This window comes from Vreelandella glaciei (assembly GCF_013415125.1).
Lineage (GTDB): Bacteria > Pseudomonadota > Gammaproteobacteria > Pseudomonadales > Halomonadaceae > Vreelandella > Vreelandella glaciei.
In genome coordinates, this window is record NZ_JACCDE010000045.1 from 1 (window position 1) to 24,039 (window position 24,039).

Consider the following 24,039-nt stretch of genomic DNA (forward strand, 5'->3'; position numbering starts at 1 on the left):
AAGGTCAGCTTTTCAGGTACCATTTTGGAAGCGGCTGTTGGTGTTGGTTTTTGGTGTAAGGCCCTGAAACGTTAACACTTTCAGCCGCTTTCTTTTATACCCTGTGAGAAATCCGGGCTAGCCAAGCGCCACACACACCATCGCCCCACCAAACCACTGCTGCTTTAACCCTTTCTGTTTTTCCAGCAGCAGCCTTAAGTACTCGCGCAATGGATTGGCGGCGGGCAGTGCCGCGAGGTGTTTGCGCAGCCTGCGCTGGTAGGAAAACTGTTCGGCAGGCACGTGCAGCGGCGTGGCATGTTGAGTGAGCCATTCGATGGTGGGTAAGAGTAAGTGAGTGGCATTGCTGTCGAGCGCTAGCGTGACGCCTTTTACATCGAAGTCACCAGCGTAGATATGTGTTCGGCGGGTTTTGTGCCAAGCCTCGGCGAGTAACGCAAAACCGCCGCCGTAATGACTGTCGCCGCGGTAAACGACCAGCGGGTTTACGTAGCTATTTAGCGCGGGTAGTTCCGGCGAAAAGTCATAGAAGCTGTCCAGGTTTTCGACCTGCACCAGGGCGCTGAATGCGCTCAGCTTTAGCCCCATTACATCTACATCGCGAATAGCCCGTGGCTCGTTGGCAAGCCCTGCTATTGGCTGCGGTGGAAAGCTGACGAGGACTCGCCGCGCACGGGGGCTTTCGCGGGTTGCTTTGTCTTCCTCCACGCCCTCTTTCGCCTGGGCGCTGCTGGTCAGGCCGCTGAGTGAGCGGCCTAGTGGTGCCAGGCGGGCGCTTTCGAGTACGTCATTAATCTGAGCCAGCAATGTGGCGTCAAAGCGCAGCGCTTTACTGTTGATTCGCGAGGCCAGGTCAATGTCGTGCTGGTGGCACCAGGCCACTACGTCGTCTACCCATTGGCGGCGCGGCTTCTCCACCGTGGGCTGGCGAAGAAGTTCGCGGGCGACGCCGTTAAGGCCATTGCGTGCGCGGCTGGGTAGGTTCATACGGCCAGCTGCAGTTCTACATCGTGGATCAGGCGCAGGTGGTTGAATTGGCTGGCCTGGCTCTCCTGCTGTTTGAGCCGAAACGCTTTCTGGTCGCTGCGCGGCAGGCCCTGGTATTCGGAAATCACCTGGAAGAGCCAGATTTCCTCCGGCCATTCCAGCGGGCTTTCGTGTAGGTACTCAAGGGCGCTGACCGGCTCCGCCTGGGGTTGGTCGATCACGCTCAAATAGAAGTGCTCCACATCCTGCTTGAGCGCCTGCTGGCGGGCGGCGGCTAGGCTGCTCTCTTGGGCTTGGGCTGGGGCCGCGGCTTCAACGGTTTGCGTGGTGTGGCGCGGTTGGGGTAGCTGGTGCAGCAGCTCGGCGAGCAACCGGCTATCCAGGTTGCGATCCAGCGCCGGGGCGGCCGCGGCGCTTAGCGGTGCGGCTTGATTGACCAGCCCTGGCACCTCGCTGCGGCGGGCGTAGTTGCCCGGCACAAAGCCGGGGTGTTCGCGCATAAAGGCGGCCATGCCGCTGATCAGGCGGCTGCGCGCCTGCTGCTTGCGAAAGCGCGCCATCAGTTCGATCAAGCGGCGCTGCACTTCGCGCAGGCCGGTGTAGTGGTTGCTTAACTGCTGCTGGAGCTGGCTGATCAATAGCTTGCGCAGGCTGCCGTCGCTGCCCACTAGCTCGATCAGCTCGTCGAAGTCGATCAGCGCCAGGCCATCCAGCAGCCTCGCGATCTGCTTCTGGGCGCGGTCGTTTTCGCGGATTTTGTCGTTGAGCTGACTGACGAAACCAAAATCGCTATTCAGCCGCTGCCATAAGCTGTCGATGGCATCGGCAAAGCGCCCGTTCAGGTCGTCGACTTCCTGGCGCAGGCGCATCAACTGCTGCTCCAGCCGCCAGTGTTCGCCGCGGCTACGCGCCTCCCGGTAGCTGTGTACCAGGGCGCGAATCAGCTCCAGGGTTTCCGCTACGTCGGCATTCACATGGCGGCGGGTCTCGTCGGCGAGCATCTCGGCGATCAGTTCGCGCACTTTGGGCGCCAGCTTCACGCCACTCTGCTCATCCGGCCGCCATAGGATGCGCGCCGCCAGCAGTTTGCGCAGGGCGCTATCGCTGAGCGATTCCAGCGGCACTTCATCGCGGGTATAGGCCTGCATCAGTACATCGGCGTGCTTGCCGAGCAGCGCCAACCGTTCGCTGCCGGTTTTTAGCAGGCGGCTTTCTAGTGCATGCTCACTAGCACTCACAGAAGGGCCTCCTGAGCGCCAGAGCCCTCCTCGCTGCCCTCTTCGATGGGCAGGTTCTCTTCATCGCGAATAAAGCGCACCAGATCCACCAGGTAGTCGATCTTGCCGGTGACCACAAATACCTGCCGCTCTGAATGGGGCTGGAGCAGGTAGCCGTGCTCTTTCAGGCGCTTGAAGACCTGCTTTACCTGGGCATCGAGCTGGTCACTTTGCGAGCCAAAAAAGCTGTCGGTGGCCAAGCGCTCCAGGCGTTCGCGCAGGCTTTGATTGTCTTCGCACTTGGCGCTGAACTCGGCGGGCTTGAGCACATCGCCGGGGGCGGCCAGGGTATCCCGGCCCAGGGCCTCTTGAACCAGCTGCAGCCACTCCAGCAGCGGCAGCAGGCTATTGAGGGTATCGCCGAGCTGGCGGGAGAGCTGATCCCGAGCGTTGTCATTGAGCTGACGCCAGGCCAGAAAATAGACGCTGCCATCTTCATTGCTAGCCAAACGGCGGTTAAGCGGCCGCAGGTAGGTATCGATCTCCTCCCGGGTCTCTTCATTGGTGAGATGACGATAGCCGCTCTCATCGCTGATCGGGCAGACAAACTCCCCGGCCAGCAGGCGCTCTAGCAGTGGGCCATGTTCGATCATACCGTCACCTCCTGCTGACGTTCCTGGAGCCGTTCGGCCAGGCGGCTTAGCCGTGGCTCGATGCGTTTTAATACCCGCTTGTTGGGGTTGGCCTCATCGCGATCAATCAGGTAGCGGTTGGCGAACAGCAGCAGCACATCGGATTCGGGGTTGGGAAACGCGCCGACGATATGAATGCGGTTGCTATCGCAGGCGTCGAAGAGTTTTTCGACGTTGTGGTACGCCAGGGTGCCGATCTCATCGATGGGCCAGTGAATGGCGATTTCCGCATCGCCGCGCAGCAGGCGGGTAAAGGCCAGCAGGAACTTGCACAGAATCAGATACGCCATGCCGTGGCTGGAGGACTCCAGCAGTTGACGGTCGTTTTTGATCACTAGATCGGTGCCGCCTTCGTTCAGGTGTAGCTCCAAGCGCAGCAGGCTTTCGAAGCTGTATTGCTGGTCGCTGCGCAGCAAATCGACCACGTCCGCCAGGGCATTGAGGTAGTCGTCGCTGGGTAGCGTCTGTCCGGATTCCCGCCACTCTTTATAGCGCTGGGCGAACAGCTTCAGCGGCTCCCAGAAGCCCAGTTCATCGATGGTGGACTGGATGCGCACTTCGGCCTTGGTGATGCCTTCCAGGCGCAGGTCGTCGGCGACCTCTTCGGAGAGTCGGCGGCTTTGGGCGCTGATGCGGCGGTTCAAATCGCGGAACACGGTGAAGAACTTATCCAGGTCGTCGCTTAGGTTGCGCCCTTCCTGAATCAGTTGCTGCTGTTGATCTTCGAGCAGTTTGAGCATGTCGCGCAGTAGCGGCAGCTGTAGGCGCGGGTTGTCGCTCTGCAGTTTGCTGCGCTCGCTCTCCAGCGCTTCGGCGAAGCCGCTGCTGGCGTCCTTGATCAGTTGGCTTTCCACCTCCAGGCAGCCACGGCGCAGTTGCTCGATGAGCTGGTGGCGATTGCCCAGCGCCTGGCGGGCGCGCTCAATGCGCTCGTCCACATCGCCCAGTGGCGTGCCGGGCGCTTGGCCGTCGGGCTCGATGGCAAGGCTTTCCAACTGGGTGAGCAGCGGCTTCAAGGCTTCCAGGCAGGCGTATTCGCTCTCCCGCTGGGTTTTCAGCGTGCTGACCATGCTCTGGTGGGTTTTGCGCGCGGCCTGGAAGTCGTTTTTCAACCGCTCCTTATCACGCTGAAGCTGCTGTTCGACCTGCTCCAGCTCTGCCTCCTGGGCGACCAGCTGCGGCTTGTGCTGCCCCCACTCCACGCGCATAAAGCGGGTGTATTCGGTGAGTTCATCCTGGCGGGCGGCGGTGACGCGAATGCGTTCATCCTGGCTTGCCAGCCGCTCCTTGGTATCTTTTAGCTTGGCGGGGTCGACGCCCTGCTCGGCCAGTTCCTGGCTAAAGGCCTCTTCCAGTTCCGCGCGCTGGCGCTGGTGCTCGCTGTTGGCGTCGCTCAACTGCTGTTTATACTGGCGCAACTGGGCATCCAGGCTATCCACCTGGCTCTGGCCGTCGGCTTTTAGCTCTAATAGCTGGCTTTGATGGGTCTCGCTAAGGGCGGCGAGCGCCTGCTGCTTCTCTTCGCGCAGCTCCTTTTGCGCCTGCTCTTGGCTGGCTAACGCAGTTTGGTGAGCAGTGCGGCGCTCCTGCTGGCGCTTGGTATGGCGCTCCTGCTGCTGGCGGCGGGCCTCTATCGCAAACTCGACTTCCTGCTCGGCGCGTTTGTGGGCCATGCGGCCATGATCCTGGGCTTCATCGGCCTGCTGCACCCGCTCGTTTTGCTGCTTGAGCGCTTTCTCGGCGGCTTGGCTCTCCGTTTGCACCCGGCGCTTGGCGCTATCGGCTTCTTCGATGGCGGCCAGCAGGCTGGCTTCGTCCTGGGCGTAATCCGGCAGGGCGATGGCGGAAAGATCCAGCGCCAGCCCGAACAGGTCATCGCTCGCGCCTTCCGCCAGCTGCGGGGCGAGGTCACGCCGCTCCAGCAGCTCCGGGGCAATCACCTTGCCTAGCTGCTGCTCCCAGCCGGGGCGATGGTAGCGCAGGAAGTGTCGCAGGCTGCCCTGCTCCGGGTCGCGCTGTTGATAGAGTGCAAAGCAGCGCTGCTCGGCGCGCTCCAACTGCTGGCGAAGTTGCACCAGTTGCTGTTCGGCACTGTCACGTTCGCGTTTGCGACTTTCAAACTCCCGGCGCAGGCCATCCAGGGTGGCGGCTGATGCGTTGCGCTCCTGCTGGGCTTGATCCAGGCGCGCCTGGGCAAGCTCCGCTTCACTGGCCTCTTCGGCGGTCTGGGTCGAAAGCGAGAGCTGCGCTTTTAGCTCGGCTAGCTGCTCAACACCTAGCTCCAGCTGGGCCTGATACTCGCCCTCCAGGCGTTGGCGCTCCTGCTGGTAACGCTCGTTGAGCTGCTGTTCGGACTCCCACTGCTGCTCCCGGCGCAGGGCTTTCTCTTCGACCAGGGCGTCGATCAGCTCCTGGGATTCACGGGTCTGGCGGGCCAGCGCCTCAGACAATTCGCGCAGCCGCCCGTCCAGGCGCGCCTGGCTTTCTTTTACTGCGTCCTGCATGACGTTCAGGTGGGTGCGCAGCTGGTCGCGCTGCTCCCGCCATTGGGGCAGCGCATTGATGTCGCGCTCCAGGGCAGGCATGTCCGCATCGGCGTATTGCTCATACTGGGTTTGCAGGTCGTTGAGGCGGCGCTGGGTCTGCTGCAAATCGCTGACCACTTCGCTGTGGCGGTCGTTCAGCTTATCCCGCGCCTCACTGTAGTCGCTCTCCCGCTGCTGGAACTCGCGCTGATGGCGAGCCAGTTCGGCATCCACATCGGCCATTTGCCGCTCTACTTGCTGGCGGTCGTCTTCCAGTTGGGGCTTCAGTTGCCACAGCGTAGCATCCAGGTCGGCGAGTTCACGATCGATACCGGCGAGCCGGGCGAGAGAGGCCTGCAGCGGTTCAAGGCGCATGGATTGGCGCATCTGGGCAATCCACTCCCGGGCCTTGGTGTTGCGAATCCGAGTCACCGGGAGTTCAACGCCATCCTCTTCGAAAATCGCCGCCAGCATGGTTTTGAGGGTGTCCATCTTGCCCTCTTTGGCATGCACAGCCGAGACCAGCTTTTCGATATGGCGGATGCGCCGCTCGGGTTTCACCAGGCTGAACTGCGCGGCGATCTGGCGCAGCTTGAGACCATCGCGGCTGTTGCCGTGCAGCTGGGTAAAATCGTTCTGGATCACCGAGCGGAATTCAGAGGTAGCAGACAGCTTGGGCGACACCGGCGTGCCGTTGCGCCGCAGGCCGCTGGCCCACTGGGTGTAGTCCAGCGCCGCCACGCCCGCGTCGCTTTCCACCAAATAGTCTTCCGGCTGATAGGGCGCGCCGACAAAGCGGTACTCCACCCCGCCTTCTTGTTTACGCGTGAGCACCGCCTGGCAGATATTGCCCGCTTCGCGGCGGTATTCGTACACCAGGTAACTGTTGCGGTGGGGCAGGTAAAACGCATCGAACTTCATGCGCGTTTTGGGCACGACTTTGTTGGGTAATTCGCCGTAGAACACCGGTACCAAGCGCTGTAGCGTGGTTTTACCGGAGGCGTTGGTGCCGCAAATATTGGTGTGACCGTCCACACTCAGTTCCACCACCCCTTCCAGGTGGCCGTGAATCATCACGATGCGTAGCAGGTGGGCCATGCCGTGTCCTTGATCGATAGAGATTCGAAAGCGACTATCTTGCCAGACACTTTGATGGCTTGTCTTACTGATTACGCCTTACCCAGCAGCCCCTCAAAAAAACTCACCGCATTGGCTTCCAGCCCTTCCAGGTAGTAACCGCCCTCCTGTACCACCAGCGTGGGTACGTTCAGGCCCGCTACCCGGCGGCCAAGTTCCGCAAAACCCATGGTAGAAACGGCGACCTTGGCTTGAGGGTCAAGCTCGTAGATATCGAACCCCAGCGCCAGCACGATGGCGTCCGGTTCGAACAGGCGAATGGCTTGGCAGGCTTCTTCCAGGCGGTCAAAAAACACTGACTCCTCTGATCCATGGGGCATTGGCAGGTTGAGGTTATAGCCCAGCCCGGCGCCCTGCCCGCGCTCGTCTTCGAAGCCGGTCACTGCGGGGTAGAAGTTGGTGGTATCGCCGTGAATCGAGATATACAGCACATCGTCGCGCTGGTAGAAAATTTCCTGAATGCCCTGCCCGTGATGCATATCAGGGTCGAGCACGACGATGCGGGGGTAGCGCGAGGTGAGGCGCTGCGCGGCAATGGCGGCGTTATTGAGAAAGCAGAAGCCGCCGGCGGAGTCGATGCCCGCGTGGTGGCCCGGCGGGCGCGATAGTGCATAGGCAAATTGATCACCGGCTATCAGAGCCTCCGCCCCGGCGACCGCGCTTTGCGCCGACCAGTAAGCCGACTGCCAAGTGTGCTGGCCCACCGGGGCGCTACCGTCAGCTAGATAACGCCCGGCTTCCGCCAAGATGCCGCGCAAAGCGTTGGGCGAACGCACGAAGATGTTGGAGATCACTTCTTCACCCCAGTCTTCTTCAAGCGTGTGCCAGCGCCGGTGGGCACTTTCGAGAAAGCGAAGATAGGGCAGCGAATGAACCGCTCTTAGCGGCGCCACGCCATGATCTGCGGGCGCTTGAATAGCAAAACCTAGCCGCTTGGCGGCCGCCAGCAGCTGAGTAGCCCGCTCTGGCACTTCCTGAGGCGTGCGCATCTTGCCACGGGAGAAGTAGGTTTGCGGCTGATGCAGACACTGATCAGCGTGAAAGAACGTCTTCATCGGCACTATCTTCATCAGAACTATCTCCGGTTTCGCCCACACCCTTCACTACAAATTTGCGGGCAACGCCTATGTGGTAATCAATCGCCTCACGGCATTCGGCCGGGCTCCCGCTATTCAGCGCGTCGAGTAGCATAAAGTGGCTGGTGGCGATGGTGTCGGGGGCTTCATGGGTTTTGGTGATTAAAGTGATACATAGGCGCAGTTCATGGGTTAAATCGTCGAAGGCGCGCAACAGTCGCTCGTTGCCTGCGTAGTGCAGCATCAGGCGATGGAACTGAAGATCCTCTTCAATCCGACGCGTGCCATCGTTACCGGCTGCGGCCTCGCAAAGCACCTCTACCTGTTGCTTAAGCGCACGCTGGGCTTCAGGCGTATAGCGCTCTGCCAGGCGGTCAATGGCATGGCGCTCAAGGCATAGCCGCAAATCAAACACATCTTCGAGTTCAACGGCATTCAACGCGCGAACAAAAAAGCCGCGGCGTGGTTTTGATATTAATAAGCCACGGCTTTCCAACAAACGAGCGGCCTCGCGAACCGGTGCACGGCTAACGCCCAAGTCACGGGAAAGCTGTACTTCCGAGAGCCGTTCGCCGGGTAAAAAGTGTTGCTGAATAATCGCTTGGGTCAAATAGTCGGCAACTTGCTCGACAAGGTTTTGCTGCTGGATAAAGGCCCTGGGAGCCACCATTGATGAGGCCATAAAAATCACTCAAGGGGTATGACACGTTTTCTCAGTATGGCGAAAAATAGCTTTTTGTCGACGAACGATTGCCGACTGTCGACAGTTTTACCTCATGCTGCTAAGTTCAAAGTGCAAGGTTCAAAAAAGGCCCCCAATAACCACCACAACTGGGCCGGACACGCCACGCCTCGCTCGCCTAACGACGACGTAACCTCATTACGTGCTAATAACCGAGGAGCAGGAAACATGAAAAAACCTTTAGCTTTGGCTATTTCCGCTGCAGCACTCGCTTTCACATCCGCCGCCCTGGCCGATGACCCTAAAGAGGGCGGTGTGGTTAACACCATTATCCAGCCGGAGCCGCCTGGCCTGGTACTGGGCATGGTTCAGAACGCGCCCACACGTACCGTCTCGGGCAATATCTACGAAGGCCTGTTGCGTTACTCCACCGACCTTGAACCTATGCCGCAACTGGCGGAGTCGTGGGAGGTTAGCGACGATGGCCGCACCTACACCTTCCATCTGCGTGAAGGCGTAACCTGGCACGACGGCGAAGACTTCACCGCTGACGATGTAGTGTTCTCCGCGGATGTTTTCCACCGCGAGCTGAACCCCAGCGCCCGCGCCGTGCTGCAGCATGTGGAAAGCATCGAAGCCACCGACGATCACACGGTGGTGTTTACCCTAAAGCAGCCTTTCGGCCCTTTCCTGCTCTCCTTTGAAGCAGGCACTTTCACCATGGTGCCCGAGCACCTCTACGCGGGCACCGACTTCCGCGATAACGAGCATAATGACCACCCCATCGGTACCGGCCCGTTTAAGTTCTCCAACTGGGAGCGCGGCACGGTGATCGAATTGGTTAAAAATGATGACTATTACGAAGAAGGCCTGCCTTACCTTGATGGCGTGAACTGGCACATCATTCCTGACGGCGCCTCCCGTGCGGTGGCGTTCGAGAACGAGACCATTGACGTGCTGCCCAGCGGTACTGTCGAGAACTTCGATATTCCCCGCCTGGCCGAGATGGATAACGTTTGCATGACCGAAGAGGGCCACGAGTACTTCAGCCCCTTCGCCATGCTGTGGATGAACAACCGCGAAGGGCCCACCGCTGATAAGCGCTTCCGCCAAGCGGTGATGTACGCCATGGATCGCGAGTTCGCCAAAGATGTTCTGTGGAACGGTCTGGGCAATGTACCGCTCTCCGCCTTTGGCTCCAATGCACGCTTCCAGAATGATGACCTGGAACCCTACGATCACAACCCCGAACGCGCCCGTGAGCTGCTGGATGAAATGGGCTACGACGGCGAAGAGATCACGATCCTGCCGTTGCCCTACGGTGAAACCTGGACGCGTTGGGCCGAAGCCGTGCAGCAGAACCTGCGTGAAGTGGGCATTAACGTTGAAACCCAAGCCACCGACGTGGGCGGCTGGAACCAGCGCCTGGGCGATTGGGATTACGATCTCGCCTTTACCTATCTCTACCAGTACGGCGACCCTGCACTAGGTATTTCACGCACCTACCTTTCCGACAACATCGCCAAGGGGTCGCCCTGGAATAACGTGGAAGGTTACGAAAACGAGCGTGTGGACGAACTGTTCAACGAGGCCGCCACGGCTTTCCCCGACGAAGAGCGCGAAAAACTTTACCGCGAAGTACAGGAAATCCTCCATGAAGATGTGCCCGTTGGCTGGCTGATGGAGCTGGGCTTCCCGACCCTGTACCGCTGTGATGTGCAGAACCTCGTCACCTCCGGCGTGGGCGTCAACGACGGCTTTAAAGATGCTTGGCTAGATCGCTAACCCCAAGCCACCCAGGTAGCGCGAGCTACCTGGGTTTTTAAGCTATGTCTTGAAGGTATTCGTCAGGAAACGACTTATGGTTTACGCGCGCCTCATTCTAATGCGGCTGTTTAAAGCCGTGATTGTGCTGTTTTTAATCGTTATTTTTAACTTCCTGCTGATTCAGCTGGCCCCCGGTGACCCGGCCGCGATTCTGGCTGGCGAAGCGGGTGCCGCCGACCAGGAGTTTCTCAACCAACTGCGCGAGCGGTTTGGGCTCGATCAGCCGATGTACGTGCAGCTGTGGCGCTACGTGTCGGGTATCGCCATGCTAGATTTTGGCTACTCCTACCGATTGGGCGTCCCAGTCTTTGATCTGATTATGGCGCGCTTACCCGCCACCCTACTGCTCACCGGCACCGCTTTTGTGCTTTCGCTGGTATTGGGCATCGTGGCGGGTTCCATGGCCGCGTCACGGGTCAAGAAACCCTCTGGCTCACTGATCATGGCGCTGGCGCTGGTGTTCTACGCCACGCCGTTGTTCTGGGTCGCACTGATGTCGGTGGTGGTGTTTTCCGTCTACCTGGGCTGGCTGCCCGCCTACGGTCTTTACACCGTGGGGGCAGGCCATACGGGGTTTGCGCTGGTGCTCGATGTTGCCAAACATCTGGTGCTCCCAGCGACCACCTTAGCGCTATTTTTTATGGCGATTTACACCCGCATGACGCGCACTTCAATGCTGGATGCCGCGCAGCAGGATTACGTCAAAACCGCCCGCGCCAAAGGCTTGAAACCGAGCATTATTCAGCGCCGTCATGTGTTGCGTAACGCCCTGCTACCGATCATCACGTTAGCGGGCCTGCAGGCGGGGCAGATGGTCGGCGGCGCCATTCTAACTGAAACCGTGTTTGCCTGGCCTGGCATCGGGCGGCTGATGTTCGAAGCGTTGCAGCAGCGCGACTACAACCTGCTGCTGGGCATTTTCTTCTTCTCGGCGGCCCTGGTCATCGTCTTCAATATCATCACTGATCTGGTCTACAGCCTGGCTGATCCACGCATCAAGAAGGGGGCCGCATGAGCTTTTTCGCACGCTTCGCGCAAAACCGTGGCGCCCTCGTCGGCCTGATCATCCTGCTGCTGATTATCGCCATGGCGATACTGGCGCCGCTGCTGTTTCCTGAATCGCCCTGGCGCATGGTGCAGCGCCCCTTTTTACCGCCGCTCTCGCAAGATGGCTTTCCCCTGGGCACCGACACCATGGGGCGTAACGTGGCCTCAGGCTTAATGCACGGGGCCTGGGTGTCGCTTTTGATCGGTCTAGTCTCAACCAGCGTGGCGCTGCTGATTGGGGTACCGCTTGGTGCTATTGCTGGCTACTATGGCGGCATCATCGATGATGTATTGATGCGCTTTACCGAGTTCTTCCAGACCATTCCCAACTTCGCGCTGGCGATTGTGCTGGTGGCCATTATGCAGCCCAGCATCACCTCCATCGTGCTGGCGATTGCGATTGTCAGCTGGCCGCCGGTGGCTCGTTTGGTGCGCGCCGAGTTTATGTCGCTGCGCAACCGGGAATACGTGGAAGCGGCACGCCTGGTGGGCCAGTCCAACACGACGATCATTCTGCGCCAGATTCTGCCCAATACGCTGTCACCGATTATCGTGCTGGCATCGCTCATGGTGGCCACCGCGATTTTGCTGGAGTCGGCGTTGTCGTTCCTCGGTTTGGGCGACCCTAACGTGATGTCCTGGGGCTATATGATCGGCGCTGCGCGAACGGTGATTCGTCAGGCGTGGTGGCTAAGTTTCTTCCCCGGGGTGGCGATTCTGCTCACCGTACTCGCGTTAAACCTGGTGGGTGAAGGGTTAGACGACGCACTGAACCCCAAACTATCACGCGAGCGCTAAGGACTTTATATGCCTATTACAGAGAATCAATCGGCTGACACCGTCCTCAGCATTCGCGATCTGAACATTGCGCTCCCTAAAGGGGCGGATCGCGCCCTGGCGGTAGAGGATGTGAGCTACGAGGTGAAGCGCGGCGAAATCATGTGCGTGGTGGGCGAGTCCGGCTCCGGTAAATCGATGGCCGCCAACGCCGTGATGGGGCTGCTGCCCAAAGGCGTGAACGCCACCCATGGCGAGATACTCTTTGAAGGGCAGGATTTACTTGCCCTGACGGAAAAGCAGCACCGCGCCCTGCGCGGGCTAAAAATTGGCATGATCTTCCAGGAGCCGATGACCGCCCTTAACCCACTGATGCGGGTAGGCGCGCAAATTGCCGAGGTGTTTGAGGCCCACGGCCAGTTCAACCCCAAAGAGCGTCAAGCCCGCGCGCTGGAGCTGTTAATCGAAGTGGGCATTCCACAGCCGGAGAAAGCCATTCGCGCCTACCCGTTCGAGCTTTCCGGCGGCCAGCGCCAGCGGGTCATGATCGCCATGGCGCTGGCGTTGGAGCCCATTCTGCTCATTGCCGATGAGCCCACCACGGCGCTGGATGTGACGACTCAGGCGCAGATTCTGGAGCTTATTCGCGACCTTCAGCAGCGGCGCGGCATGTCGGTGATGTTTATCACCCACGACTTTGGCGTGGTGGCCGAAATCGCCAACCGCGTCTGCGTCATGCGCCACGGCAAGATCGTCGAGCTGGGGGACGCCAAGTCGGTGCTTGAGAACCCGCAAGACGCCTATACCCAAGCGCTGATTGCCGCGATTCCCAGCAATGCGGTGCCGCCCCACCGGGAGACCAGCCAGGTCGCCCCGCTGCTGGAGATCAAGCAGCTCAATAAGGTCTTTCGCTCCCGAGGCGGATTCCTTAAACCTTCCCGCGAAGTGCGTGCCCTAGAGGATGTCTCGCTCACCCTCGCCCGCGGTGAAACCGTGGGCATCGTAGGCGAATCCGGTTCAGGAAAGTCCACTCTCGGGCGCTGCGTGGTGCGCTTGGAGCACCCGGACAGCGGCGAGCTGCTGCTGGATGGGGTGAATCTTTCCCAGCTCAAGGGTGATGCGCTGCGCCGGGAACGCCACCGGGTACAGATGATATTCCAAGACCCTTACGCTTCGCTCAACCCACGCACCAAAGTGGGCATGGCGATCGCTCAGGGGCCGATTGCCAACGGCACGCCCAAAGCCGCGGCGCTTAAACAGGCGGGCGAGCTGCTGGATATGGTGGGCTTGGGCGCCAGCGCCGTGGAGCGCTTTCCCCACGAGTTTTCCGGCGGCCAGCGTCAGCGTATTGGCATTGCCCGAGCGTTGGCGCTTAACCCTGAGCTGATCGTGGCGGATGAAGCTGTCTCGGCGCTGGATGTATCGATTCAGGCCCAAGTGCTGGAACTGCTGGAAGAGTTAAAACAGCGGCTTTCATTGTCGCTGCTGTTCATCACCCACGATCTGCGCGTCGCCGCGCATATTTGTGACCGCATTGTGGTGATGCAGCATGGGCGCATCGTCGAGCAAGGCAGCGCCGAGCAGATTTTCCTCGCCCCAAAAGAGGCGTATACCCAGGATCTGCTCAAGGCGATTCCCGGCCGCGAAGCCCCCGTGGCGGCAACAGCGTAGTTTATCGGATAGGAAAGACAAGCTAAGGAAAACACATGCAAATAACCCTGGAGGCGCTGCGCGCTATTGTTGGCCCCGCCCATGTATTGACCGGCGACGATGTGCACAGCCGACGCGTGGATTGGATGACCGGCGCGCCCTGCCAGGCTGGGGCGATTGTTCGCCCGGCGGATACGGAGCAAGTCGCCGCCGTCATGCAGGCCTGCCACGCAGTGCAGCAGCCAGTGGTGACTCACGGCGGCCTCACCGGCCTGGTTCACGGCGCAGAAGCGAGCCCGGATGAGCTGGTGATTTCCTTAGAACGCATGACCGAGATCGAAGAGATCGATCAAGTAGGCGGTACCCTCACCGTGCAGGCAGGCGCGCCGTTGCAACGGGTGCAGGAGGCGGCTAAAGAGGTCGGCCTGCAGTTCCCGCTGGATCTCGGTGCTCGGGGCAGTTGCACCATTGGCGGCAATATCGCCACCAACGCCGGTGGCGTTCGGGTAATTCGCTACGGCATGATGCGCCAGCAGGTGTTAGGGCTTGAGGCGGTGATGGCTGATGGCCGCGTGGTCAGTTCCCTGAACCGCATGCTGAAAAACAACGCCGGTTTCGATTTAAAGCAGCTGTTTATCGGCAGCGAAGGCACTCTGGGCATTGTGACCCGCGCGGTACTGCGGCTACAGCCACCCACTCCCAGCGAGCAAACGGCGATGGTGGCCTGCCCTTCGTTTGAGGCGTTAACCGGTCTACTCAGCCATATGGGCAGAGCGCTTGGCGGCAGCCTGGGTGCCTTTGAAGTGATGTGGCAAAACCACTACCGGCTCCTCACCGAAACCCTGGGCCGCCACACTCCGCCGATTGCCACCGAGCACCCGTTTTATGTGATCATTGAGTCCCTGGGCAGCGACGCTGAGCGCAATGCCACCCAGTTCAGCGAAGCATTAGAAAGTGCGTTAGAGCGCGAGCTGATTGTCGATGCGGTGATTGCCCAATCGACTACCCAGCGCGATGGGCTATGGGCCATTCGAGAAGATATTGAGGGGCTGGTCAAAGGCCTGGCGCCGGTACTCACCTTCGATGTCAGCCTGCCCATTGCCGATATGCAGCGCTATACCGATGCCTTGGAAGCGCAGCTAACCCAGCGCTGGGCAGCTGCCCGTTTGGTGGTGTTTGGTCACCTGGGCGATGGCAACCTGCATATTTCCGTTAGCGTGGGAGGCTTCGATCCCGAAGTGCGCCGTGAAGTGGAAGCGATGGTTTATCAACCGCTGGCGGCGCTGGGTGGCTCGGTCTCTGCCGAGCACGGCATTGGCCTGGAAAAGCGCCCCTGGCTGAGTACCTGCCGCTCTAGCGATGAAATCGCGCTGATGCAGTCGCTCAAGCAAGCGTTCGACCCGCTTAATCTGTTAAACCCCGGCAAAGTGCTTTAAATCAACGCGCTACGCTAATCGTCAATACTGATTTGAATATCGTTTTTAGGAATCGTTATGCCTTCTCAAAGCACGCCCCGTTACCCCAACCACTTACTGAGTGAAGGCCCTGTTAATCCGTTTCCGGGCATTAAGGTGCTGGAGCGCAGACTTGGCCGGGAAATCCCCCACCGGCTGGGCTCCAACGAAGGCCTGGATATGCCCCACCGTGCCCTGCGTCAACACTTTGGCGATGCCCTAGCCGAACACGTTTACTGCTACGGCGATTCTGAAGCGCTGGGCGTGCGTCAGCGCTTGAGTGCTCAGCAAGGTATTCCGCTGGAAACGCTGCTGGTAGATGCCGGTGCCGATAGTTTAATCGCCCTGGCCCTGCGCACCACCTGCGAACTGGGGGAAACCGTGGTGAGCACCGCAGGCACCTACCCCACCTTGGGCTATTTTGCCAAAGGCCAGGGCTGTCGTTTGGTGGAGCCCAGCTATTATGAAGCGCCCGGCGTGCTGGCCCCCGACCTGGAAGCTCTGGCCGCCGCTGCCCATCAGGAAAACGCGCGACTGGTGTATCTTGCCAACCCGGATAACCCCAGCGGCCACTTACATAGCGACAGCGCGATTCTTGAGCTGCGCGAGGCGCTGCCCGACACCTGCTGGCTATTGTTAGACGAAGCCTATGGAGATTTCCGCGACGATGCCAACAGCGAGTTCGCTGCTAAAGCAATACCGGGGGTAATTCGCCTGCGCACGCTCTCTAAAGCCCACGGGCTGGCTGGCCTGCGCATTGGCTACGCCATCGCTGACCCAGAGGTTCTGGCGATGATGATGAAGGTGCGTATTCACTACGCGGTATCGTCCTTGACCCTGGCCGCCGCCGAAGTGGTACTCGATCATCCAGACGAAGTGCATCAGCATGTCGCCGATGTAAAGGCGCGCCGTGAGCAGTTGGCAGCGCACTTTCGCGCACTGGGTGCCGATGTGTTGCCCAGCGCCACCAACTTTATCGGCATTCGCCTACCCAGCGCCGAACTCGCCGCCGAGGTGCATCAGCAACTGCTCGCCGAAGGCGTATTAGTCACTCGCCTGACACACCCAGAGCTTGCCAATGTAATACGCATTACCGCCGTGCAAGCTGCGCTAGAGCCAGGAAGATTGGATGCTCTCGAACAGGCTATTAAAGAACACGCATGATTAAATGGGTAAATCTGCTCAGTAGGTGCGAGGGCAGGTTGGAGCGAGGGTCTTTTTCCAGGGATGGAAAAAGTAGCGCCCAGGGATGGGTTCACAGCGCCCTCGCGGAAACCTGCCCTCGCACCGGGGCATGCTGATTTCCCGCCACACTAGCCCTAAGGCGTTAACCAATGCCTGAAATCATCCAGCTCGCCGCGCACCGCCTGGCGATATAAGCCCTGCAGCTGAGCCGTCACACTGTCTTGGCTGATGGGTTCGTTGGTGGGTGGTGCGCCAGCGCGACCCCCAATGCGGCGGCCATCCAGCTCGCGCAGCGGGAGTATTTCGGCGGCGGTGCCAGTTAAAAATGCCTCATCGGCGGTGTAGAGCTCATCACGGGTAATCCGCCGCTCACGCACTTCAATACCCAGCACCTTTTGCGCCAGCTGAATAACGCTATCCCGGGTGATGCCTTGCAAACACGACGTTACTTCCGGGGTATGCAGCACGCCATCGCGCAGTAAGAAGACGTTAGCCGCCGAGGCTTCAGCCACATAGCCTTCCGGGTCGAGCATGATGGTTTCATCAAACCCGGCCTTGATCGCCGTGTTCAGTGCCAGTATCGAGTTGACATAGTGGCCGTTGGTTTTCGCCCGGCAGAGGCTGATATTGACGTGGTGGCGCGCCCAAGAGGAGGTTAGCGCGCGCAAACCATGGGCGGCAGCCTGGGGTGAAATGTAGGGGCCTAAATCCCAAGCCGCCACCATCACATGGGTCGTTAGTCCCTGGGCACGTAGTCCTAAACCTTCTGCCCCAAAAAACACGGTAGGTTTCAGGTAGGAATTGCTCAGGCCGTTTTTGGTCAGGCACTCGCGCTGGGCATTGATAAGTTCCGCTTCACTAAACGGCAGCGGCATATCCAGCGAATGAGCGCTTTCTGCTAAGCGGCGGGTATGTTCAGCAGCACGAAATAGATGCGTGCCCGAAGGGCCAGCGTAAGCGCGTACACCCTCAAAACAGCCCATGCCATAGTGCAACGTATGGGTGAATACGTGCACCTTGGCTTCGCGCCACTCCAGCCATTCACCATCGTGCCAAATCCAGCCATCGCGGTCATAAAGCGGTGTCATTGTTTGCGTTGCTCCCACTGTTGGCACCAGTCGTCGATTAACAGCTGCTGGTGCGGTTGCAGGGCCTGATAGCCCCAAGCGGCAATTTCATCGTTTTGCGGGTCGGGCACGGCAATCGCGCTACCCGCCAGAGTCTGGATCACCGCGTGGCCGCAGAGCGGCACATAGCCTTCTGAATAACCACCTTCGTGAATGAACACCAGCTTGCCAGCGCAGCAGCGCTCGGCCAGTGCTTCAAGCTGGGCGGTCATGGTGGCGAACGCTTGGCTATTGAGCAGCATTTTGCCTAGCGGATCTTTAGCGCAGGCGTCGTAACCGCAGGCCACCACGATCAGGTCAGGTTTGAACGCCTCAAGCGCGGGCAGCACCAATTTTTCCATGGCGTACGCGTAGGCGCCCAGGCCGCAGCCCGGTGGCAGCGGCAGGTTAAGATTGGCGCCCATGCCTGCGCCTTCGCCCTGCTCGTCAAAACTGCCGGTTTCCAGCGGGTAGTTCGCCGCCTGATGGATAGAAACCGTAAAGACTTCAGGCTCGTTATAAAACGCCGCCTGCTGACCGTTGCCGTGGTGAACATCCCAATCGAGTATCGCCACGCGATTAACCTGCCCCAAGGCACGGGCGCGCATCACCGCCACGGGGATATTACCCAGCAGGCAGAACCCGCGGCCCTGATCGGCTTCCGCATGATGGCCGGGCGGGCGGCATAGGGCGTAGGCGTTGCTAATCTCCCCCAGCGCCACGGCCTCAATAGCCGCCACGGCTAGCCCCGCTGAATGAGTGGCCGCCGCCCAACTGCCGGGCATGTAAGGTGCACAGTCGCCGCCGTTGCCGCCCTGGGCTTGATCCCCCGCCTGCAGTTCATCCAGGTAACGCGGGGTGTGAAAACGCAGGAGGTCATCCAGCTCGGCGGCGGGTGGCTTCACCACGTTCAGCTCGTCAATCAGGCCGCTGACTTCGAGTATATTCTTCAGCCGCCGTTTGCTCTCCGGGCTTTCCGAGGCGGATTGAGGCTGTAAAAACTCACCGGGCGCGGAAAATACCCCTATCGCGCCCTGGTCGTGCCAAAAGCAACGTTCGTGCCAGTAAAAACCGGTTCTGCTCATGCTGTAAAACCTTGCATAAAGGCAGTCAGGTTGGCGCTTAGATGCTCGGTGGGGTAGCCCCCTTCCTGCACAATCACCATGGGTAGCGAGAGTGCCGCTAAGCGTTTTCCTACCTCGATAAACGCCTCGGTTTCCACCGTGAGCCCCGCGAGCGGGTCATCTTTATGGGCGTCCAAGCCTAGCGCTACCACCACGGCATCGGGTTCATAGCGCTGCAGGTGATCGATTAACACTGCCAGGGCGTCCAGATAGACATCCCCGTCGCTGCCTACCGGCAAGGGTAGATTAACGTTAGCGCCTACGCCCTCATCAAAGCCCTCTTCATCAGCACCGCCCCAAAAAAACGGATAGAAGTCGCTGGGGTCAGCATGCAGCGAGCCCGTCCAGACATCGCTGCGGTGATAAAAAATATCCTGGGTGCCGTTGCCGTGGTGGAGATCCACATCGATGATCGCGACTTTGCCATAGCGTTCACGCAGCACGGTCGCCGCCAGCGCAGAATTGTTCAGCAGGCAAAAGCCCCCTGCGCGCTCCGGCCCGGCATGGTGACCCGGCGGGCGGCACAACGCGTAGGCCGTAGGCGCGCCATTAAGCACTTCTTCTGCCGCGGCTTCGGCGCTAGCGGCTGAGGCCAGCGCACCTTGAAAACTGGTCGCACTTAGCGGGCAGGCCATATCATGCAAATGCCAGCCCGCTTGCCCAATCGGGTGACGCGGGTAGTGGTGACCACCGCCGCAAGGGTGAATATTGGGTGCAACAAATTCCGCCGCGTTGGGCAGCGCCTGCCAGCGAGCGTAAATGGTGTCCAAAAACGTAAGGTAGCGCGGTGTATGGATCTGTTCCAGACGCTTGCGCAGCGTAGGCGAATCGGCCTCGGCAGGTGTGGTCAGGGTCAGCCCTGCCGTTGCTAGCCCCTGGGTAAGCAGCTCGGCGCGCACCGGGCCTTCCGGCGAGGGCACGGGCTGACCGCGCAGCAGGAAGGTCGGCGGCGCATGCAACGCTTGGTCAGGGTGATAAAAACACTTCATGGGTTGCAGTCCTTAGCTAAATTACAGCAGTGACGGAATCCAGGTGGAGAGTGCTGGGAACGCCGCCAGGAGCACTATCACTACTAAAAACGACACGTAAAACGGCAGCGAGGCCACGATCGCCCGTTCGTACGGCACCTCGGCTATTCGCGCGGCAGTCATCAGCGTCATCCCCACTGGCGGTGTCACGTTGGAGATATTGAGCACCACGATCATCAGGATCGCGAAGTGGAGCGGGTCAAAGCCCAGCTGGATCATCGCAGGCACCAGCACCGGCGCAATGACCACCAGGGCAGGCAGCACGTCCATCACGGTGCCAATCACCAAGAGTAGCAGACACACCAGCATCAATTGCACAAAGGCCACATCGCTAAAAGTGGTGATCATGCTGGCTGCATCCCTCGCGATGCCCGAGCGGGTAACGAACCAGCCCAGTACCGCCGAGGTTGCCAGCAGAAAAAACACTACCCCGGAGAAGCGCACCGTGGTCACCAGCGAATCCCAAATTTTCCGCCAGGTAAGATTACGGTAGAAGACCACGCCAATCACAATGGCGTAAACCGCTGCAAAGCCCGAGGCTTCGGTAATCGTGGTGAGCCCCGAGAGAATCCCCCCGAGGATAATCAGCGGCACCACCATGGCAGGCAGCGCGACTAACAGCGCGATGATGGCCGCCTTAAAGGGTGTGGGTGCCTGTTTCGGGTAGTTGCGCTTCCAGGCCAGGAAGAAACTGACGCCCAGTAGCGCCAGCGCCATCAACAGGCCAGGAATAATGCCACCGGCAAACAGGTCAATCACCGAAATATCCCGCAGCAGTGTGGCGTACACCACCATCACCACGCTGGGGGGAATAATCGGCCCGATGATGGAAGAACAGGCGGTAACCGCAGCGGCGTATTCGGCATCGTAGCCCTGCTTTTTCATCTCGGGGATCATAATTTTGCCGATGGCCACGGTATCAGTGACCGCCGCGCCGGTGAGACCCGCAAAGAACACCGAGACCGAGATATTCACGTGAGAGAGTGACCCGCGCACCCGGCCGAACAGCGCATTGTTGAACGCGATCAGCTTGTGGGTCAGCCCGCCCTGGTTCATCAGTTCCGCGGTGAAAATAAAGTAGGGAACGGCAATCAGCAGAAAGCCGGAGACGCCGGAGAACATGCGGTCGGCAATAATACCGAGCATGCGCTCGCCGCCCATCGCAAAGCCGCCCGCGAGCCCCGACATGGCCATCACCACCGCTACCGGCGCACCGATAAACAGCAGCACGACAAACGCAATAATGGCAGGAGTCATGAGCGGTGCTCCCCGTCAGTAGTGTCGATGAGTTCGCCAATCACGTCCTGCTCATCGATGAAGTGCTCCAGCAGGGCAAAGCCGTGCACCAAGTGCAGCAGCATAATCACCCCGCTAATGGGAATGACAATGGCGGTGAACTTGCTGGGAATACGGATTTGATCGGAGACCATGTAAACCTGAGTGGCGCTGATAAAGTAGTCCCAGCCATACCAGGTCAGCATCAGTGCAAATAGGCCGATCACCGCCAGGCAGAGCCCGGCCGCCACCTGTACCATCACGCGGGGCAAGCTGCGAACCAGCAGGGTCATGGCGACGTGTTCGCCGTAGCGCAGCGAAATCGTCATGGAAAGAAAGCCGATCCAGGGCAGAAACAGCCGCGCCAGCGAGTAGGTCCAACTCAGCGTGCTACCGGTGATCAGCTTGTAGAGAAAGGCAGTGAACGAGATGCCTAGCATCGCCAGGATACAGCCCACACACACCACGATGGCCACCTGATTGACGAGATCACTCACGCGGCGCAAAGGAGTTAAAACACTCATGGTTTTTCCTCACGCTGGGGCCACACATCGCCCCAGCGTATATCGTTCGCTAACCGTTATTGGCCTGGTTCTTTTTATCCCTAGCCTTATTGGCCCTGCATTTATTGACTCTGAATTTATTGACCATAAATGCGGTAGTCGTCGTCTGCCAACTGCTGGCCGACACGCTCGACTTCACCCAGCAGCCCCTGCACGCGGGCTTCGTCCATGCCGAAGTCATCGACGATCCACGCCTGCCAGGCGGGACGAGCAATTTCCGCCATCCGCTCGCGTTCGGCGTCGGGCATTAGGTAGCACTCCTCGAAGCGCTCGCAGGACTCGACCCAACTGGCGGTCGCTAACGCGCCAGACATACCGTGGCTCAGCTGAATCGCCTCCCGCGCAGAACTAATCACGGCCTGCTGATGCTCTTCGGGTAGCGACTGGTACCACGACTCGCTGACGACCCAGGGCGCACTGTTATACACATGCCCTGTGAGCGTGGTGTAGTCGGTCACTGCATCAAAGTTAAAGGTGGTGTTAAGTACCGGCGCATTGAACTGACCATCGGCCAGGCCGGTTTCCAGCGCGGTGATCAGCTCGCCCCAGGGCAGTGGCGTAGCAGAAGCGCCTAGCGAGCGCATAATCGCCACGTGGGCAGGGTTCTCTTCGGTACGGATATTAAGGCCTTCTAAATCTTCAACGGTCTCGATCAAGCGCACGTTATTAGTGAAAGCGACAAAACCACCGCCATCGTCGAAGGTGCCCAAATAGCGCATATCGGCATCTTCGACGGTGCCGGACATAAAGTCGGCGAACCATTCGCTGTCAAAGAAGCTCCACGCCTGGCGCCAGTTGGTAAACAGGAAAGGCGCCGTAACGACTTGGTAGTCTTCGTAGAAGGATGACATCGCCCCGGCGGACATAATGGTCGACTGTAGCGTTCGCCCGCCCTGCACTTCCGAGCCGTTTTCCACTTCAGAGCCCAGCTGGCCGCCACCAAAGATGGTGACCTCTAGATCTCCATCGGTGCGCGCCTCTACCAAATTTTTGAAATGCACCAGCGCCGGATAGATTTCGTTATTACTCATATCCTCGGGCAACTGCGTGGCGATCACCATTTCATAGGATTGCGCTTGAGCATTAGCGCTGGCAATGGCTAGCGGAAGTGCCGCCAAGGCGGCGAAAAGTGCAGATTTTTTAGCGTTCATAACACACCTCGTTTTGATTATTGGTCGGTCTTCGTTATGACTGGCGTGGCCACCTGATCGGTGACGATGTCGTTGTTACTGTTGTTATTATTAAAGCCATGTCTGCTGAAAAAATTATGGCTGTTCGGGGAGTGACTCCCACACTTCAATAGCAGCGGCCAAGTCTTCAAGCGAGGCGCCCACCGATTTGAAGAGCGTGATGGCCTCTGGCCCAGAGCGCCCCGATTTAGCCCCGCTTAGCACCTCGGCAAGCTCCGCTTGGATCTGGTCGAACTGGAATTCGCCCTCTTCAATGGCTTGCAGAACATCGCCCGCTTCGCCTTTGGCACCGGCGTAGGTGTCCACAAACACCTCTGAGCGTCGCAAACACAGCGCATCGGTTTCGCGCATCTGTGGCCGAAACGCGCCGATCAAATCCAGATGGGTACCGGGCGTCAGCCACTCGCCCTTGATCAGCGGCTGGGTAGAGAGCGTCACACAACTGACGATATCCGCTTCAGCCACCGCATCCGCCAACTCTTCCACTACGTGGGTTTCAAAGCGTTCGGCATACTCGTCGGCGATGGCTGCTGCTTTACTGGGATTACGGCCCCAGATCAGCACACGTTTGATAGGGCGCACGCTGGCGTGAGCCTCAATCACCATGGGCGCCAACTTACCGGTGCCCACCACTAGCAGCGTTTCTGCGTTTTCAATCGCCAAGGCTTGGGCGGCCAGCGCGGAGGCCGCCGCCGTACGACGCCGAGTTAACTCGCTGCCATCGATACAGGCCAGCGGCTGGCCATGTTTGCCCTCGCTGAGCAAATAAAGACCAGAGATGGCCGGGATACCGTGGTCGGCGTTTTGCGGAAACACGTTGACCATTTTCACGCCGATATAGCCCGCCGCTTCCCAGGCGGGCATTAGCAGCATGGTGGCTTCGCCATCGGGCCGGTGCATCGCGTGGTGATGGCGGGGAGGTGACTCCACGCCGTTCACGAACGTTGTGTGTAGCCGCTTGATCAAGCCATCCCACGTCAGGTGGCGAGTGACCTCTTCGGCAGTAACAACCCGCATATCAGGCCTCCGGCAGCGCGGCTACCACCATGATCTCAACTTTCCACTCGGGCTTGGCGAGCTGGGCTTCAAGCGCGGCACGCACCGGCGGACGACCGGGCACGACCCAGGCGTCCCAAGCCGCGTTCATTTGATCGAATTCCGCCATGCTGGTGACCCAGATTTGCGCCGATATCAAATGCTCTTTCGAGGTGCCCGCTTGGGCTAGCAGTTGATCGATACGCGCCAGCACTTGCTCGGTTTGGCCGCGCATATCCGCGGTGGCATCAGGTGGAACCTGGCCTGCTAGATAAACGGTGCCGTTGTGAATCGCCACTTGGCTCATACGTGCATTGCTGTCTTGATAGGTAACGCCCATGGTGTTGCTCCTTGAAAGCGGTGCTGCTGATATAAAGGGTGTTGATATAAGGGATTAGTCAAAGACTAAAGCGCTAGCAGGCAAATTACTTGCCCGAAGCTGAGGTAGATTTGCCCGCAAGT

20 protein-coding genes are annotated in these 24,039 nt (G+C 59.5%); 6 read left to right on the plus strand and 14 right to left on the minus strand.

Going from position 1 to position 24,039, the window contains the following annotated elements; translation table 11 throughout:
• Positions 1-117 precede the first annotated feature (117 nt).
• From HZS80_RS21350 to HZS80_RS21375, 6 genes are all read right to left on the minus strand, one after another.
• Entirely contained in the window at positions 118-987 is an 870-nt protein-coding gene (locus tag HZS80_RS21350; protein WP_179917262.1) for a DUF7281 domain-containing protein, read from the minus strand.
• Positions 984-2,225: a hypothetical protein gene (locus HZS80_RS21355; RefSeq protein ID WP_179917263.1), complete on the minus strand. Its 1,242-nt coding sequence runs from the start codon at positions 2,223-2,225 to the stop codon at positions 984-986. Before HZS80_RS21355 ends, HZS80_RS21350 begins: the two co-directional genes overlap by 4 nt.
• A complete protein-coding gene (locus HZS80_RS21360) occupies positions 2,222-2,857 on the minus strand; it encodes a condensin complex protein MksE (protein ID WP_179917264.1) in 636 nt (211 codons plus the stop codon). The genes HZS80_RS21355 and HZS80_RS21360 overlap by 4 nt, the downstream gene beginning before the upstream one ends.
• Complete coding sequence (locus HZS80_RS21365) at positions 2,854-6,519, minus strand: ATP-binding protein (RefSeq protein ID WP_179917265.1); 3,666 nt, start codon at positions 6,517-6,519, stop codon at positions 2,854-2,856. The genes HZS80_RS21360 and HZS80_RS21365 overlap by 4 nt, the downstream gene beginning before the upstream one ends.
• A 71-nt stretch (positions 6,520-6,590) precedes the next feature.
• Complete coding sequence (locus HZS80_RS21370) at positions 6,591-7,613, minus strand: histone deacetylase family protein (protein WP_179917266.1); 1,023 nt, start codon at positions 7,611-7,613, stop codon at positions 6,591-6,593.
• Positions 7,591-8,316, minus strand: coding sequence for a GntR family transcriptional regulator (locus HZS80_RS21375; RefSeq protein ID WP_179917267.1), 726 nt, complete (start codon positions 8,314-8,316; stop codon positions 7,591-7,593). The genes HZS80_RS21370 and HZS80_RS21375 overlap by 23 nt, the downstream gene beginning before the upstream one ends.
• A 228-nt stretch (positions 8,317-8,544) precedes the next feature.
• Here HZS80_RS21375 and HZS80_RS21380 point away from each other — a divergent pair, with 228 nt between their 5' ends.
• From HZS80_RS21380 to HZS80_RS21405, 6 genes are all read left to right on the plus strand, one after another.
• The gene (locus tag HZS80_RS21380; protein ID WP_035564524.1) at positions 8,545-10,101 is read left to right on the plus strand and encodes an ABC transporter substrate-binding protein; all 1,557 of its coding nucleotides are present in this window, start codon (positions 8,545-8,547) and stop codon (positions 10,099-10,101) included.
• Between the two features lie 76 nt (positions 10,102-10,177).
• Positions 10,178-11,158 (plus strand): ABC transporter permease, encoded by a 981-nt coding sequence (locus HZS80_RS21385; protein ID WP_035564525.1) that lies wholly within the window; start codon positions 10,178-10,180, stop codon positions 11,156-11,158.
• Entirely contained in the window at positions 11,155-11,988 is an 834-nt protein-coding gene (locus HZS80_RS21390) for an ABC transporter permease (protein ID WP_008959734.1), read from the plus strand. Before HZS80_RS21385 ends, HZS80_RS21390 begins: the two co-directional genes overlap by 4 nt.
• A gap of 9 nt (positions 11,989-11,997) precedes the next feature.
• Complete coding sequence (locus tag HZS80_RS21395) at positions 11,998-13,638, plus strand: ABC transporter ATP-binding protein (RefSeq protein ID WP_179917268.1); 1,641 nt, start codon at positions 11,998-12,000, stop codon at positions 13,636-13,638.
• A 35-nt stretch (positions 13,639-13,673) separates the two neighbouring features.
• On the plus strand, positions 13,674-15,053 hold the full coding sequence (locus tag HZS80_RS21400; RefSeq protein WP_035564530.1) for an FAD-binding oxidoreductase: 1,380 nt from the start codon (positions 13,674-13,676) through the stop codon (positions 15,051-15,053).
• Positions 15,054-15,110: 57 nt separating this feature from the next.
• A complete protein-coding gene (locus HZS80_RS21405; protein WP_179917269.1) occupies positions 15,111-16,235 on the plus strand; it encodes a pyridoxal phosphate-dependent aminotransferase in 1,125 nt (374 codons plus the stop codon).
• A 155-nt stretch (positions 16,236-16,390) separates the two neighbouring features.
• On the opposite strand, the gene HZS80_RS21410 is transcribed toward HZS80_RS21405, so the two are convergent.
• The 8 genes from HZS80_RS21410 to HZS80_RS21445 all read right to left on the minus strand — a co-directional run bounded on the left by HZS80_RS21410 (position 16,391) and on the right by HZS80_RS21445 (position 23,917).
• On the minus strand, positions 16,391-17,344 hold the full coding sequence (locus tag HZS80_RS21410) for a branched-chain amino acid transaminase (protein ID WP_179917270.1): 954 nt from the start codon (positions 17,342-17,344) through the stop codon (positions 16,391-16,393).
• Entirely contained in the window at positions 17,341-18,447 is a 1,107-nt protein-coding gene (locus HZS80_RS21415) for a class II histone deacetylase (RefSeq protein WP_179917271.1), read from the minus strand. Before HZS80_RS21415 ends, HZS80_RS21410 begins: the two co-directional genes overlap by 4 nt.
• Complete coding sequence (locus HZS80_RS21420; RefSeq protein ID WP_035564536.1) at positions 18,444-19,475, minus strand: histone deacetylase family protein; 1,032 nt, start codon at positions 19,473-19,475, stop codon at positions 18,444-18,446. Before HZS80_RS21420 ends, HZS80_RS21415 begins: the two co-directional genes overlap by 4 nt.
• A 21-nt stretch (positions 19,476-19,496) precedes the next feature.
• Positions 19,497-20,771, minus strand: coding sequence for a TRAP transporter large permease (locus HZS80_RS21425; RefSeq protein WP_008959741.1), 1,275 nt, complete (start codon positions 20,769-20,771; stop codon positions 19,497-19,499).
• On the minus strand, positions 20,768-21,313 hold the full coding sequence (locus tag HZS80_RS21430) for a TRAP transporter small permease (protein ID WP_008959742.1): 546 nt from the start codon (positions 21,311-21,313) through the stop codon (positions 20,768-20,770). The genes HZS80_RS21425 and HZS80_RS21430 overlap by 4 nt, the downstream gene beginning before the upstream one ends.
• Before the next feature lie 116 nt (positions 21,314-21,429).
• On the minus strand, positions 21,430-22,503 hold the full coding sequence (dctP, locus tag HZS80_RS21435) for a TRAP transporter substrate-binding protein DctP (protein WP_008959743.1): 1,074 nt from the start codon (positions 22,501-22,503) through the stop codon (positions 21,430-21,432).
• A 114-nt stretch (positions 22,504-22,617) separates the two neighbouring features.
• Positions 22,618-23,559 carry a bifunctional Delta(1)-pyrroline-2-carboxylate/Delta(1)-piperideine-2-carboxylate reductase gene (gene lhpI / locus HZS80_RS21440; protein WP_008959744.1) on the minus strand — a complete coding sequence of 314 codons (942 nt, stop codon included), beginning with the start codon at positions 23,557-23,559 and terminating at the stop codon, positions 22,618-22,620.
• Between the two features lies 1 nt (position 23,560).
• Entirely contained in the window at positions 23,561-23,917 is a 357-nt protein-coding gene (locus tag HZS80_RS21445; RefSeq protein ID WP_008959745.1) for a RidA family protein, read from the minus strand.
• Positions 23,918-24,039 lie beyond the last annotated feature (122 nt).

Excerpts from the sequence above, each read along its gene's own strand:
- HZS80_RS21360 (WP_179917264.1), bottom strand. The coding sequence starts at position 2,857 with ATGATCGAACATGGCCCACTGCTAGAGCGCCTGCTGGCCGGGGAGTTT.
- HZS80_RS21375 (WP_179917267.1), bottom strand. The coding sequence starts at position 8,316 with ATGGCCTCATCAATGGTGGCTCCCAGGGCCTTTATCCAGCAGCAAAAC.
- lhpI (WP_008959744.1), bottom strand. The coding sequence starts at position 23,559 with ATGCGGGTTGTTACTGCCGAAGAGGTCACTCGCCACCTGACGTGGGAT.
- HZS80_RS21390 (WP_008959734.1), top strand. The coding sequence starts at position 11,155 with ATGAGCTTTTTCGCACGCTTCGCGCAAAACCGTGGCGCCCTCGTCGGC.
- HZS80_RS21405 (WP_179917269.1), top strand. The coding sequence starts at position 15,111 with ATGCCTTCTCAAAGCACGCCCCGTTACCCCAACCACTTACTGAGTGAA.
- HZS80_RS21425 (WP_008959741.1), bottom strand. The coding sequence starts at position 20,771 with ATGACTCCTGCCATTATTGCGTTTGTCGTGCTGCTGTTTATCGGTGCG.
- HZS80_RS21415 (WP_179917271.1), bottom strand. The coding sequence starts at position 18,447 with ATGAGCAGAACCGGTTTTTACTGGCACGAACGTTGCTTTTGGCACGAC.
- HZS80_RS21395 (WP_179917268.1), top strand. The coding sequence starts at position 11,998 with ATGCCTATTACAGAGAATCAATCGGCTGACACCGTCCTCAGCATTCGC.
- HZS80_RS21430 (WP_008959742.1), bottom strand. The coding sequence starts at position 21,313 with ATGAGTGTTTTAACTCCTTTGCGCCGCGTGAGTGATCTCGTCAATCAG.
- HZS80_RS21385 (WP_035564525.1), top strand. The coding sequence starts at position 10,178 with ATGGTTTACGCGCGCCTCATTCTAATGCGGCTGTTTAAAGCCGTGATT.
- HZS80_RS21420 (WP_035564536.1), bottom strand. The coding sequence starts at position 19,475 with ATGAAGTGTTTTTATCACCCTGACCAAGCGTTGCATGCGCCGCCGACC.
- HZS80_RS21350 (WP_179917262.1), bottom strand. The coding sequence starts at position 987 with ATGAACCTACCCAGCCGCGCACGCAATGGCCTTAACGGCGTCGCCCGC.
- HZS80_RS21400 (WP_035564530.1), top strand. The coding sequence starts at position 13,674 with ATGCAAATAACCCTGGAGGCGCTGCGCGCTATTGTTGGCCCCGCCCAT.
- HZS80_RS21365 (WP_179917265.1), bottom strand. The coding sequence starts at position 6,519 with ATGGCCCACCTGCTACGCATCGTGATGATTCACGGCCACCTGGAAGGG.
- HZS80_RS21380 (WP_035564524.1), top strand. The coding sequence starts at position 8,545 with ATGAAAAAACCTTTAGCTTTGGCTATTTCCGCTGCAGCACTCGCTTTC.
- dctP (WP_008959743.1), bottom strand. The coding sequence starts at position 22,503 with ATGAACGCTAAAAAATCTGCACTTTTCGCCGCCTTGGCGGCACTTCCG.
- HZS80_RS21410 (WP_179917270.1), bottom strand. The coding sequence starts at position 17,344 with ATGACACCGCTTTATGACCGCGATGGCTGGATTTGGCACGATGGTGAA.
- HZS80_RS21370 (WP_179917266.1), bottom strand. The coding sequence starts at position 7,613 with ATGAAGACGTTCTTTCACGCTGATCAGTGTCTGCATCAGCCGCAAACC.
- HZS80_RS21445 (WP_008959745.1), bottom strand. The coding sequence starts at position 23,917 with ATGGGCGTTACCTATCAAGACAGCAATGCACGTATGAGCCAAGTGGCG.